General features: G+C 71.6%; 10 protein-coding genes. 6 read left to right on the plus strand and 4 right to left on the minus strand.

Annotation, left to right across the window (positions count from 1 at the left end; genetic code table 11):
- Positions 1 to 351 precede the first annotated feature (351 nt).
- Positions 352 to 2,310 carry a beta strand repeat-containing protein gene (locus AAHM41_RS21995; RefSeq protein ID WP_342238723.1) on the plus strand — a complete coding sequence of 653 codons (1,959 nt, stop codon included), beginning with the start codon at positions 352 to 354 and terminating at the stop codon, positions 2,308 to 2,310.
- A 297-nt stretch (positions 2,311 to 2,607) separates the two neighbouring features.
- On the opposite strand, the gene AAHM41_RS22000 is transcribed toward AAHM41_RS21995, so the two are convergent.
- From AAHM41_RS22000 to AAHM41_RS22015, 4 genes are read right to left on the minus strand one after another with little or no spacing between them, the layout of a single operon-like run.
- Positions 2,608 to 3,582: a substrate-binding domain-containing protein gene (locus AAHM41_RS22000; protein WP_342238724.1), complete on the minus strand. Its 975-nt coding sequence runs from the start codon at positions 3,580 to 3,582 to the stop codon at positions 2,608 to 2,610.
- Positions 3,579 to 4,895 (minus strand): ABC transporter permease, encoded by a 1,317-nt coding sequence (locus AAHM41_RS22005; protein WP_342238725.1) that lies wholly within the window; start codon positions 4,893 to 4,895, stop codon positions 3,579 to 3,581. The genes AAHM41_RS22000 and AAHM41_RS22005 overlap by 4 nt, the downstream gene beginning before the upstream one ends.
- Positions 4,892 to 6,493, minus strand: coding sequence for a sugar ABC transporter ATP-binding protein (locus AAHM41_RS22010; protein ID WP_342238726.1), 1,602 nt, complete (start codon positions 6,491 to 6,493; stop codon positions 4,892 to 4,894). Before AAHM41_RS22010 ends, AAHM41_RS22005 begins: the two co-directional genes overlap by 4 nt.
- Positions 6,494 to 6,543: 50 nt before the next feature.
- The gene (locus AAHM41_RS22015; RefSeq protein WP_342238727.1) at positions 6,544 to 7,617 is read right to left on the minus strand and encodes a LacI family DNA-binding transcriptional regulator; all 1,074 of its coding nucleotides are present in this window, start codon (positions 7,615 to 7,617) and stop codon (positions 6,544 to 6,546) included.
- 119 nt (positions 7,618 to 7,736) lie between these two features.
- Between AAHM41_RS22015 and AAHM41_RS22020 the strand changes: the two genes are divergently transcribed.
- The 5 genes from AAHM41_RS22020 to AAHM41_RS22040 all read left to right on the plus strand — a co-directional run bounded on the left by AAHM41_RS22020 (position 7,737) and on the right by AAHM41_RS22040 (position 13,264).
- Entirely contained in the window at positions 7,737 to 8,837 is a 1,101-nt protein-coding gene (locus tag AAHM41_RS22020) for an MBL fold metallo-hydrolase (protein WP_342238728.1), read from the plus strand.
- Complete coding sequence (locus tag AAHM41_RS22025; protein ID WP_342238729.1) at positions 8,834 to 9,415, plus strand: histidine phosphatase family protein; 582 nt, start codon at positions 8,834 to 8,836, stop codon at positions 9,413 to 9,415. The genes AAHM41_RS22020 and AAHM41_RS22025 overlap by 4 nt, the downstream gene beginning before the upstream one ends.
- A gap of 20 nt (positions 9,416 to 9,435) precedes the next feature.
- A complete protein-coding gene (locus AAHM41_RS22030; RefSeq protein WP_342238730.1) occupies positions 9,436 to 10,425 on the plus strand; it encodes an ABC transporter substrate-binding protein in 990 nt (329 codons plus the stop codon).
- Positions 10,426 to 10,496: 71 nt separating this feature from the next.
- Positions 10,497 to 12,203: an ABC transporter permease gene (locus AAHM41_RS22035; protein WP_342238731.1), complete on the plus strand. Its 1,707-nt coding sequence runs from the start codon at positions 10,497 to 10,499 to the stop codon at positions 12,201 to 12,203.
- A complete protein-coding gene (locus AAHM41_RS22040; protein WP_342238732.1) occupies positions 12,191 to 13,264 on the plus strand; it encodes an ABC transporter ATP-binding protein in 1,074 nt (357 codons plus the stop codon). The genes AAHM41_RS22035 and AAHM41_RS22040 overlap by 13 nt, the downstream gene beginning before the upstream one ends.
- Positions 13,265 to 13,295 lie beyond the last annotated feature (31 nt).

The following is a 13,295-nucleotide window of genomic DNA, read 5'->3' on the forward strand; positions in this document are numbered from 1 at the left end:
GCGCAATAAAACATTGCGTTTACGACTCGTCCCCGGGCCGGTGCAGGTGGCGGCCGGCTCCTCGCCGTCGCCGCGTCCTTGGTCCGTGCCAACCTGGCGTGTGAAATCGCGATCTTATGAGTATTGGACGTGGCAGCAGCCGCGTCGGGTCGACGCTGACGAATGCAGAATGCGCAGGACGGCGGCGGCGGCGTACCGAACGGCTCATCTGCCCAACCGCATAGCCCGATATTACCTTTATCTGATGTTTCATCTCATAGGGCGAATTTTTTGTTGAACATCGTGAGAAGAAATGTCCAACTGCGGCGTCCACTTCATATCGGGCCCTAATCATAGTGGGAAGGAATATTCATGGCCACTTTTACCGGCTCCAACAGCGCCGAAGTCTTACCCGATCTCATCATCGGTCCGGTCCAGGCCATCGGCAACGACTTCGTCGATGCCCTCGGCGGTGACGACGTCGCGATCGGCTGGTCCGGCGACGATGTGATCCGCGGCGGTGCCGGGGCGGACGTGATCATCGGCGGCCTGCTCAATGCCGCCGGCATCATCACCCTGTCGGGCATCGATGCGGCGGACTACACCACCTCGGTCGACGGCGTGACCATCGACCTGTCGGTGCTGGTCAGCCTGACCCTGCCGATCCTGGGCATCAACATCCAGCTCGCCGGCGCCTCGCAGGGCTTCGGCGGCGACGCCCAGGGCGACTATCTGGTCGGCATCGTCAACCTGATCGGCTCCAACACCGGCGCCGACAACCTCAGCGGCAGCGCCGCCGCCAACACGCTGAACGGCCAGGGCGGCGACGACACGCTCGACGGCCAGGGCGGCAACGACATCCTCCTCGGCGGCGCCGGGGACGACACGCTGGTCGGCGGCGGCGGCGCCGATTCGCTGCAGGGCGGCGCCGGCACCAACGACACCGCGGACTATTCCGGCTCCGCTTCGGCCGTGACCGTCGACCTGGTCACCGGCACCGGCAGCGGCGGCGACGCGCAGGGTGACACCCTGACCGGCGTCGAGAACCTGATCGGCTCGGCCGGCAACGATACCCTCATCGGCTCGGCCGGCGACAACACCCTCACCGGCGGCGCCGGGGCCGACGCCCTCACCGGCAATGGCGGCGTCGACACGGCCGACTATTCCGGCTCGGGCGCCGGCGTGACCGTCGATCTGATCGCCGGCACCGGCACCGGCGGCGATGCCCAGGGCGACACGCTCGCCAGCATCGAGAACCTGACCGGCTCCGCCTTCCGCGACGTCCTGCATGGCAGCGCCGGTGCGAACGCGCTGTCCGGCGGCGCCGGCAACGACATGCTCTATGGCGGCGCCGGCGCCGACACCATCAACGGCGGCGACGGGATCGACACGGCCGGCTACTTCGACTCCGACGCCGCGGTCACGGTGGACCTCGCGGCCGGCACCGGCACGGGCGGCCATGCCCAGGGCGATGTCCTCTCCAACATCGAGCGACTGGGCGGCAGCACCTTCGACGACACGCTGTCCGGCAATGCCGGCGCCAACGCGATCAACGGCGGCGGCGGCAACGACATCGTCGCCGGGGCGGGCGGCAACGACCAGCTCTATGGCGGCAACGGCAACGACCAGATCGACGGCGGCGATGGCTGGGACACCCTGGAAGGCGAGGCCGGTGACGATCAGCTGAGCGGCGGTGCCTTCGGCGACATCCTGCGCGGCGGTGGCGGCGCCGACCACCTGACCGGCGGCGACGGCTGGGACACCGCCAGTTACTGGAGCAACGCCGTGGGCGTCTCGATCAACCTCGAGACCAACGTCAACACCGGTGGCGACGCCCAGGGCGACACCATCGACAACGACGTCGAATACATCAACGGCAGCAGTCACGACGACGTCATGGTCGGCAACGCCCTCAGCAACGGGCTGATCGGGTTCGATGGGGTCGACACCCTCAGCGGCGGCGGCGGAAACGACACGCTGCGAGGGGGCAACGGCGCCGACGTACTGAACGGCGGCAGCGGCTCGGACTATTTCAGCTATACCGCCGTCTCCGACAGCACCGCCTCGGCCACCGACACGATCCAGGACTTCCAGCACATCGACGCGATCTCGCTGCGGTCGATCGATGCCGACGGCAATTCCGCCAACGGCGACACGGCCTTCAGCTTCATCGGCACCACCGCCTTCTCCGGCGCCGCCGGGCAGCTGCGCTACGAGACCTCCGGCGGCAACACGATCGTCTCGGCCGACGTGAACGGCGACGGTGCGGCCGACATGGTCATCAACCTCACCGGGGTGTTCACGCTGCAGGGCTCGGACTTCCTGCTGTGAGGCCACGGCGAGATCCTGTCCTGTAGCGTTCAGGGCCAAGGGATGACGGATGCGGTTGGTGCCGCATCCGTCGGGCCGCCGGAGGTGCCTGCCACGATCGTCGCCGGCGGGTGAGCGAGAGCCGCTGGGCATCCGGTCAGCGGCTCCAGCCCCGGCGCGCCGAGATAGCTGACGATTTATGCGTTTTGTATGGATCGCGAGAAGGGGCGTGGCCATCCAGCGGCACCAGCCTCTGGATGGTCACGGCGCTGCGCGCCTCGCCATGACGAAGAAGGGCCTGAGGAAGGGCCGTCGATATCACATCAGCCCGTTCCGCTTCAGGATCTCCGGCGCGTTCTCCTTGGTGATGGTCTCGGTCGGCAGGACGATGGTCTTCTCGACCTTCTCGCCCTTCAGCAGCTTCACCGCCTGGCGCAGACCCTCGGCGCCGGGGGTGGGGTACAGGAAGGTCGCCGCCAGCTCGCCCTTGTTGACCCAGACCACGCCCTCGTTCGGCAGGCCGTCGACGCCGACGAACTTGATCTCCTTCTCGCGGCCGGCATCCTTGGCGGCGAGATAGGCGCCATAGGCCATCGGGTCGTTGTGGCCGTAGACCAGGTCGATCTTCTCGAAGTTGCGCAGGGCGGTCGACATGATGTCGTAGGCCAGGTTCTGCTTCCAGTCGGCCGACTGCTTGTCGAGCAGGTATTTCAGCCCGGGCTCCTTGTCGGCGACCGAGTGGAAGCCGTTCGACCGGTCATGCGCCGGCTGGGTGCCGAGGCCGCCCCAGATCTCGACCACGTTGCCGGCGGCCTTGCCCGGGCCGCCCAGGGTCTTGACCACGAAGTCGCCGACCGCCTTGCCGATCACGACGTTGTCGCCGCCGATGAACTGGGTGTAGCCCTGGGTGTCGACGTTGCGGTCCAGCACGAAGACCGGGATCTTGGCCTCGATCGCCTTCTCCACCACCCCGGTCAGGCCCGCCGATTCCTTCGGCGAGATCAGCAGGGCGTCGACTTCCTGCCGAATGAAGTTCTCGACATCGGCGACCTGCTTCTCGGTCTTGTCCTCGGCGTCGGCGATCAGCAGCTCGACCTCGGGATGCTTCTCGGCCTCGGCCTTGATGTCCTTGTTGAACTGCACCCGCCACGGCTCCAGCGTCGTGGCCTGGGAGAAGCCGATGCGCCATTTGGCGGCGGCGCGGGCCGGGGCGACCCAGCCGTGGGGCAGGTACAGGGTGACGCCGGCGCCCAGCGCCAGCGCGGTCGTCTTCAACAGATCGCGACGGTTCATGGTTGCGTTCCTTCCCGATGGATCAGCGACGATCCTTGTTGGCCCGGCGCCTCGGATCGGGCGGCGGGGTCCCGCCGGGCTGCGCGCGCCGTGCGGAACGGCGCCAGCAGATCGGCCAGGTTGCGCTCCTGCAGCAGCACGGTGACGACGATGATCGCCCCCTTGAACACCAGCTGCAGGTTGGAGTTGATGTTGTGGAGCTGCAGGATGTTCGACAGCAGCCCGAAGATCAGGACGCCGACCAGCGTGCCGGCCAGGGCGCCGCGGCCGCCCATCAGGCTGGTGCCGCCGATCACCACCGCGGCGATGGCGTCCAGCTCCAGCCCCGCCCCGGCGTCCGGCTTGCCCTGGCGGTACTGGGCGACATAGAGGATGCCGGCCAGGGTGGCGAGCATGCCGGAGAAGGCGTAGGCCGCGATCTTCACCCGGTCGACCGGGATGCCGGACAGGCGCGCCGCCTCCTCATTGCCGCCGATGGCGTAGACGTAGCGGCCGAACACGGTCAGGCGCAGCAGCACCGCGAAGACCGCGACCGCGCCCAGGAAGAACAGGCCCGGCACCGGCAGCACGCCCCACAACATGCTGCGCAAGAGCTCGATGTCCTCGGTGGCGTTGGTCCCGGCATAGACCGGCAGCACGGCGCTGTCCTGGCCCGCGGTCAGGCGCGACAGGCCCAGCATGCCGACCATCATCGCCAGGGTGACGATGAAAGGCTGCAGCCGCCCGGCGACGATGATGGCGCCGCTGACCGCGCCGACCATCAGCCCGGCGCAGGGCACCGCCACCAGCAGGGCCGGGACGCCGAATTTGGTGCCGACCTGCGGCACCAGCCACACGGCCACCAGCGCCGCCAGGGCCAGGCCGGCGGCACCTGGCACCCAGCCGTCGCGCAGCGGGTCGCGCGTGCTTTGCCGCCGGGCGCCGACCGGCCCCTCCCGGTGCCGCAGCCCGCGACCGAGGAAGCGGACCAGCAGGAAGGCGGCCAGGAAGGCGACAGCGATCGCGGCCGGCACGGCGACGCCGGCGGCGCTGGTCCAGCCATCCTCGGTCAGCAGCGTCGCGGTCAGCACCGTGCCGAAGGCCATCACCGACCCGACCGACAGGTCGATGCCGGCGATCAGGATCACCACAGTCATGCCGACGGCGACCAGGCCGGTGATCGACACCTGGCGCAGGACGTCGGTCAGGTTGCCATAGGACAGGAAGATGTTGCGGCCGCTGCCGCTGACCGGCGAGAAGGCGATGCCGATCAGGAGGATGACCAGCAGGCCCCAGTACAGCTTGGTGCGGGACAGCAGACGCAGGACGCTCATGGCACGGTCTCGGGCGTGATCTGGATGGGGCGGGAAGCATCGCGGGCGCCCCTGGGCGAGGCGAGGTCCATGATCGCCTCCTGGCTGGCCTCGGCGCGGGGCAGCAGGCCGGTCTGCCGGCCCTCGCACATCACCAGGATGCGGTCGGCGAGCAGCAGCAGCTCCGGCAGCTCGGAGGAGACGAGGAGGACGGCGATGCCCTGGTCGGCCAAGGCGAAGACCAGGTCATAGATCTCCTTCTTGGCACCGACATCGATGCCGCGGGTCGGCTCGTCCAGCAGCAGCACGCGCGGCGCGGTGGCCAGCCACTTGCCGATCACCACCTTCTGCTGGTTGCCGCCGGACAGGCGCCCGGCTGGCTGAAGCGGCCCGGTGCAGCGCACCCCCAGCCGGCCGATGGTGCCGCGTGCCAGCTCCGCCTCGCGCCCGAAGCGGCGCAGGCCCAGGCGGGCCAGGACGGACAGCGACGGCAGGGCCAGGTTGTCGCGGATCGAGGCGCCGAGCAGCAGGCCGGTGACCTTGCGGTCCTCGGTCACCAGCGCCAGGCCGTGGCGCTTGGCCGCCGCCGGGTCGTCGATCGCCACCGGCGCGCCGTCGATCCGGATGGTGCCGCCGCGGCGGCCGCGGGCGGAGCCGAAGATCGTCTCCAGGATCTCGGTGCGGCCGGCGCCCAAGAGGCCGGCGATGCCCAGGATCTCGCCGGGCTGCAGGTCGAAGCCGACGCCGTCCAGCACCCGGCGCCAGCCGCCGCGCCGGCCCGGCACCTCCAGCGACAGGTCGCGCACGGACAGGACGGGCCGGTCGCCGGCGCCGCCGCGCCCGGCCGGATGCTCGGCCTTGGCCAGCTCGCGCCCGACCATATGGGCGATGATCCGCTCCCGCGTCAGCGCGGCGATCGGGGCGGTGACGACATGGCGGCCGTCGCGCAGGATGGTGACGCGGTCGGCCAGCTCCATCACTTCGTCCATCCGGTGCGAGATGTAGACGACCGCGACGCCGTCGCGCGCCAGCTGCCGCACCACCGCGAACAGGGTGGCGCATTCCGCCTGTGACAGGGCCGAGGTCGGCTCGTCCATGATCAGGATGCGGGTGTCCAGCGACAGCGCCTTGGCGATCTCGACCAGCTGCTGCTCGCCGACCCGCAGGCTGCCCACCCGCGCCTCCGGGTCGACGGCGATGCCCAGCCGGCGGATCAGCCGCGCCGCCGCCGCGCGCAGGGCCGGCCCGTCGACGAAGATGCCGCCGCGCAGCGGCTCGCGGCCCAGGAAGATGTTCTCGGCCACGGTCATGCCGGGCACCAGGTTCAGCTCCTGGTGGATGATGGCGATGCCGGCCTCCTCGGCGTCGCGCACCCCGGCGAAGTGGCGCGGCACGCCGTCGACCAGGATGGTGCCGTCATAGTCGCTGTAAATGCCGGCCAGGATCTTCATCAGCGTCGACTTGCCGGCGCCGTTCTCGCCCATCAGCGCGTGGATCTCGCCCGGGAACACGTCCAGGCCGACGCCGTGCAGCACCGTCACCCCGGCGAAGGCCTTGCCGATGCCGGCGGCCTGCAGCACCGGCGTTGCGGCGCTTGTCTCTGCGGCTGAACTCGCCACCTCTCCTCCCTCTCTTGTCGCGGACGGCTGCGGCCGCCCGGCACGTCGGTTCAGGGCGACGCCCCGTCCACCGCGTCCTTGAAAGCTTTCATCCTCCGGCGTGCCGCGGTCTTTCCGGGCGGCGCGGCCGTGGTCTCGCGCGTGATCAGCGGCGCCGGCAGGCGGATATGCTCGGCCGGCCGGTCCGGCGCCTCGAAGGCGGCCGTCAGGATGCGCCACGCATGGCCGGCCAGCGCCTCGGTCGGCTGCCGGATGGCGCTGACGAAGGGGCGCAGCACGGTCAGCCAGGCGAAATCGTCGAAGGCCAGCAGTGACAGGTCCTGCGGGATCGACATCCCGGCATCCTGCACCGCCCGCAGCACGCCCAGCGTGGCGACGTTGCTGCCGGTGAATACGGCGGTCGGGCGGCCGACGGAGGTCAGGACGGGCAGCACCCCGGCCCTGGTCTCCTCCTCGGTCATGCCGGGCAGCAGCACCCGGGCCCGCCGCTCCAGCCCGGCGGCGCGCATCGCCGCCAGGAAACCCTCGACCCGGGCGGCGCTGTTCCACAGCCGGGTCGAGTTGATGACGAAGGCGAGGTCGCGATGGCCCAGTCCCAGCAGATGCTCGGTGCCCAGCCGGGTGGCGGCGGCATTGTCGACCGCGACGGACGGGAAATGATCCTGCGCCGCGACGCGGTCCAGCACCACCACCGGGATGCGGTGGTGCCGCATCTCGCGCTCGGTCTCGGACCAGTCGCGGGTCGGGATGATGACCAGCCCGTCGACCCGCCGCGACAGCAGCGCCCGCACCCGCTCGTGCTCGCGCTCCGGGTCCTCGCGCGAGGTGACGATGATCACCTCGTAGCTCTGCGACAGGGCGATGTTCTCGAGATGCTCGACCAGCTCGTTGAACACGATGTTCAGCACATCGGGCACGACGAGGCCGATGGTGCGGGTGCGCTGGCGGCGCAGCCCGGCGGCCAGGCTGTTAGGGCGATACCCCAGCGCCTCGGCCGCCTCCAGCACCCGCCGGCGGCTTTCGGCCGCGACCCCGGCCTTGCCGTTGAACACGTTGGATGCCGTGCCGAGCGAGACGCCGGCGCGCGATGCGACCTCCCTGATCGTCGTCTTCCGCTGCGACATGGCACCAGTATGAAACGTTTCATATTGGAGTCAATACACCCTCAAGGCACCCGTGCGGAGGACGCGGTGGCGTCCCGCACCGTTCCCGTCTAGGCAGGGTTCGCGATCTGGAGGATCCGATGACGGCGAGCGTGCGGGCGATCTCGGGGGTCGGGGGCAAGGGCCCCGCCTGCTTCCTGGTGGAGGCGGCCGGGATGCGCCTGCTGCTCGACTGCGGCGCCGGCCCGGATGAGGGCATGCGGCCCGACCTGTCCGGCCTCGGCCCGATCGACGCTATCCTGCTCAGCCACGCCCATCCCGACCATGTCGACGCGCTGCCGGAGGCCGCGGATCGCTTCGGCCCGATGCCGGTCTATGCCACTCCGCCGGTGCTGGACGCCCTGCCGGAAGGGGCGTCGGCGGATCGGCGGCCGCTCGCCCTCGGCCGCAACCGGCTGCTGGGCGGACTCACCGTCACCTGCGGCCGCTCCGGCCACGCGCCGGGCGGGGTGTGGCTGCATCTCGTGATCGGCGGCGGGCTGTTCTATGCCGGCGACATGGGCTTCGACTCGGTGGTCTTCGCCGTGGATGCGGAGCCGCCGGCGGCGCGGGTCGCGATCCTCGACGCCTCCTATGGCGACGACGACACGCCGCACGGGCAGCGCCTGGCCGCCTTCGCCCCGGTCTTCGCCGCCAAACGGTCACTGCTCCTTGCCCCGGCCGGCGGGCGTGGCCCCGAAATGGCGCTGGCCGCGGCGGCGGCGCATGAGCGCAAGCCGGCGGTGTGCGACGCCAACCGCGCGATGATCGACCGGCTGATCGACGATCCGGCCTGGCTGCGGCCCGGCGCCGGCACGATGCTGGATTCCCTGCGCAGCCGGATCGAGCCGATCGACTCGGTCGAGCCGCCGCCGGAGCGGGCGATCATCGCCGCCAAGCCGAACGCCACCGGCGGCGCCGCCAAGCCGCTGCTGGAGGGCTGGGGCCGCGACGATGGCCCGGTGGTCGCCACCGGCTATGTCGCCGCCGGCACCCCGGCGCGCCGGGCGGTGGAGGAGGGGCGGGCGATCGCGCTGCGCTGGCCGGTGCATCCGCGGCTGTCGCAGAACGCGGCGCTGGCGAGGAGGCTCGGCGCCGAGACGGTGATCCCGGCCTTCGGCGCCGCCCGGTATCGCGACGCCTGGGCCAAGGCCTTCGCCCCCGCCCGCATTGCCCTCGACGAGACGGTGGAGATCCGATGACGCCCTTCCTGTTCCTGCGCCATGGCCAGAGCACGGCCAACCGCGACGGCGTGATCGCCGGCAGCACCGACGCTGCCCTGACCGAGCTGGGCGAGGCCCAGGCGCGGGAGGCCGCGATCGCGCTGGCCGGGGCCGGCATCCGCCGGATCGTCTCCAGCCCGCAGAGCCGGGCGCTGCGCACGGCCGAGGCCGTGGCGGAGTCGCTGGGCCTGCCGGTCGCGACCGATCCCGGCCTGGTCGAACGCCATTGGGGCGCGTGGGAGGGGCGGCTGGTCGCCGATCGGCCGGACTATTTCATGGTCCCCGAGGGCGGCGAGAGCTGGGAGGTCTTCCGCGACCGCGCCTGGGCCGCCTGCGAGCCGATCCTCGCCGCCGGGCCGGCGCCGCTGCTGATCGTCGCCCATGCCGGCATCATGCGAGTGCTGCGCTCCCGGCTGGGGCTGGGCTTCGAGGGCAAGGGCGTGGCCAACGCCCTGCCGATGCGATTCACCCCGCCGGAGACGGCAGGCTTGCCCTGGCGGGTCGAACCGGTCACGAAACTGCAACCGGAACCTGCTAGCACCCCAGCCATTGTCTAAAATTCTTGGGATCGACGCACATGCTCCCCCGCCTCCTCCTCGCCGTCGCGACATCTGCCATCCTGGCCACCGTCTCCGCCGCGGCCCTCGCCGCGCCGGGATCGCTGATGATCTATACCTCGACCCCGAACGAGGCGATGACGGCGCTGGTCGCCGAGTTCAACAAGGCGCATCCGGAGGTGAAGGTCGAGTTCTTCCGCTCCGGCACCACCGAGGTGCTGAACAAGCTGCAGGCCGAGTTCGCGGCCGGGTCGCCGCAGCCCGACGTGGTGTTCATCGCCGATGCGGTGGCGATGCAGCAGCTGAAGGATGACGGCCGCCTGCTGGCCTATGCCGACGCGCCGATCGCCGGCTTCCCCGACGGCTTCGCCGATCCGGACAAGACCTATTTCGGTACCAAGCTGATCCCGACCGGCATCGCCTGGAACACCAAGTCCGGCGCGCCGGCGCCGAAATCGTGGAGCGACCTGCTGTCGACCGCGGCCAAGGACCAGGTGATCATGGCCAGCCCGCTTTATTCCGGCGCCGCGGTGATCCATGTCGGGACGGTCGCGGCGCAGCCCGGCATGGGCTGGGACTATCTCGACAAGCTGGCGGCGAACGGCGCGGTCGCCGGCCAGGGCAACGGCACGGTGATGGAGGCGGTGGCCACCGGCCAGAAGTCCTACGGCATCATCGTCGACTTCATGGCGCTGAACGCCAAGGCCAAGGGCTCGCCGGTCGACTTCGTCTATCCGTCGGACGGCGTGTCGGTGGTGACCGAGCCGGTGGCGATCCTGAAGTCGGCCGACGACGTCGCCGACGCCAAGACCTTCGTCGACTGGCTGCTCTCCGATGACGGGCAGGCCTATATGGCGAAGCAGGGCTACATCCCGGGCAAGCCCGGCGTTGCCCTGCCGCCCGGCCGCCCAGCGGCCTCGGCGCTGAAGCTGATGCCGGTCTCGGCCGAGACTCTGGCCAAGGGCGTCGACGAGAACAAGCGCAAGTTCAGCGACGCCTTCGGCGGGTGAGGGGGAGACCGGCGCCGGCGAGGCATGGTACGGGAGGCCACGAGATCGCCGACCAGAGTGCCATCGGATCCGTGAGCCGTTCCTTCGCATCGACCCTGCCTGCCGTCGGTCTCCGCCGCTGGGGCGACCCTGTCCTGGCCGGGGCGGCCGGCGCCTATGTGCTGCTGGTCTGCGCCCTGCCGATGCTGCGCCTGTTCGCCGAGGGGCTGGCGCAGCCGGAGGCGGCGCTGGCCATGCTCGGCGGCCGGGCGACGCTGCGGGCGCTGCAGAACACCCTCGTCTCCGGCCTCGGCTCGACCCTGGTCTCGGTCGTGGTCGGCGGCGGGCTCGCGCTCGCCATCGGCCTGACCGACATCCGCCGCCGCGGCGTGCTGGCGCTCCTGTGCCTGCTGCCGATGCTGATCCCGCCGCAGATCGCCGCCCTGGCCTGGATCCGGCTGCTGGACGCCGGCTCGCCCGCCCGCGCCCTGCTCGACGCCGTCACCGGCCGCTGGCCGAACCACCCGCTCTATTCCGGCGGCGGGGTGGTCTGGATCATGGGGCTGGAGCATGCGGCGCTGGTCTTCCTCGCCGTCACCGCCGCGATCCGCGGCCTGCCCTGCGACCTGGTCGAGGCCGCGCGGGCGGCCGGCGCCCGGGGATCGCGGATCCTGCCCGGCATCCTGCTGCCGCTGCTGCGCCCGGCCTTCGTGGCCGGTGCCGCTCTGGCTTTCGTCTCGGCGATCGGCAATTTCGGCGTGCCGGCGCTGCTGGGCATTCCCGGCCGCTACAGCGTGCTGACCACGCTGATCTACCAGCGGCTCAGCGGCTTCGGCCCGTCGGTGCTGGGCGAGGTCGCGGCGCTGGCCCTGGTGCTGGCCGTGCTGGCGGCGCTCGGCCTCGGGCTGCAGCGCTGGGCGGCGGCGCGGGCACCGGTGCTGGTCCGCACCGGACCGACCGGCCCGGTCTTGCCGCTCGGCCGGGCCCGCCCCTGGGCGGAGGCGGCGCTGTGGCTGATCGTCGGCGTGCTCTCCGTCGCGCCGCTGCTGGCCTTGCTGGCCTCGGCCCTGGTGCCGGCGCTGGGGGTGGAGCTCAGCCTCGACTCCGCCAGCCTCGACCAGTTCGGCTACATCCTGTTCCAGCACGACGCCACCCGCCGCGCCTTCCTCAACAGCGCGCTCTTGGCCGCCGCGGCGGCGCTGGCCACGGCGGCAGTCGGGCTGGTCCTGGCCTATTACGCCGAGGCCCGGCGCTGGCGGGCGATGCGCTGGCTCGACACCCTGGCCGACCTGCCCTATGCGCTGCCCGGCGTGCTGACCGCGATCGCCGCGATCCTGCTGCTGCTGCGGCCGCTGCCGCTGCTCGGGGTCAGCCTCTACGGCACGCTGTGGATCATCCTGGCCGCCTATCTCGGCCGGTTCCTGGCCCTGGCGCTGCGGCCGGTGGCGGCAGCGATCGCCCAGGCCGACCCGGCGCCGGAGGAGGCGGCCCGGCTGGCCGGCGCCCGCGGGCCGCGGCGCCTGCTCGGCATCCTGCTGCCTGCCGTGGCGCCCGCGGTTGCGACCGGCGCCATCCTGGTGTTCCTGACCGCCTTCAACGAGCTGACGGTCTCGGCCCTGCTGTGGTCGCGCGGCAGCGAGACGGTCGGGGTGATGGTGTTCTCGCTGCAGGCGGAGGGCGCCGCCACCGCCGCCTCGGCCGTCGCGGTGCTGACCGTGCTGGTCACGCTCGGCCTCGCCGGTGTCGCCACCCTGTTCGCCCGCCGCCTGCCCAGGGGATCGCTGCCATGGCTGCCGTAGACATCGAGCGCGTCGTCCGCCGCTTCGGCCCGCGCGTCGCGGTCGACGGCGTCGACCTCCAGGTGGCGCAGGGCGAGTTCCTGGCGTTGCTCGGCCCGTCCGGCTGCGGCAAGACCACGCTGCTGCGCCTGCTCGCCGGCTTCGACGCGCCCGATGGCGGCACCATCCGGATCGGCGGCCGGGTGGTGGCGGGAGAAGGCGCGATGGTGCCGGCGGAGGAGCGCGGCATCGGCATGGTGTTCCAGTCCTACGCGCTGTGGCCGCATATGACCGTGCGCGAGAATGTCGACTATGCGCTGCGCATCCGCCGGCTGCCGGCGGCGGAGCGGACGCGGCGCACCGATGAGGCGCTGGCGGCGGTCGGACTGACCGACCGCGCCGAGGCCCGGCCCGAGACCCTGTCCGGCGGCCAGCGCCAGCGCGTGGCTTTGGCCCGCTGCCTGGCGATGGCGCCGGCGCTGGTGCTGATGGACGAGCCCTTGGCCAATCTCGACGTGCATCTGCGCGACGCGCTGCAGGCCGAGTTCCGCCGGCTGCACCGGCAGCTCGGCGCCACCGTGGTCTATGTCACCCACGACCAGGCCGAGGCGATGGCGCTGGCCGACCGGATCGCGGTGATGGACCACGGCAGGCTGCAGCAGGTGGCGCCGCCGCGGCGTCTCTATGCCGAGCCGGCGACGGCGATGGTGGCGGATTTCGTCGGCCGCGGCATGGTGGTGCCGGTGACCTGGCGCGGCGGCGCCGGCCACGGCCTCAGCGCCGTCGAGCTGTGGGGCCATGCGGTGCGGCTGCGCAGCGGCCCGGGACCAGCGTCGCAGGCCGCCTGCCTGCGGGCCGAGGGGCTGGCGGTCGATCCGGTGGAGGGCATCCCGGCGCGGCTGGAGCGCGCCGTGTTCGAGGGGGCAGTGACCATCCTGCATTGCCGGCCGGACGCCGATCCCGGCCGGGTGCTGCGCGTCGCCCATCGCGGCGCACCGCCGGAGGAGGGGGCGGCCCTCCGCCTCAGGGTCGAGGATGGCTGGCTGATGCCGCCTGAGGCCCGGGCGATGGCGGCGGAGTGACCCCCGCCGCCGCGGTGGTGAACGCCGCCCG

Source organism: Inquilinus sp. OTU3971 (assembly GCF_038440215.1).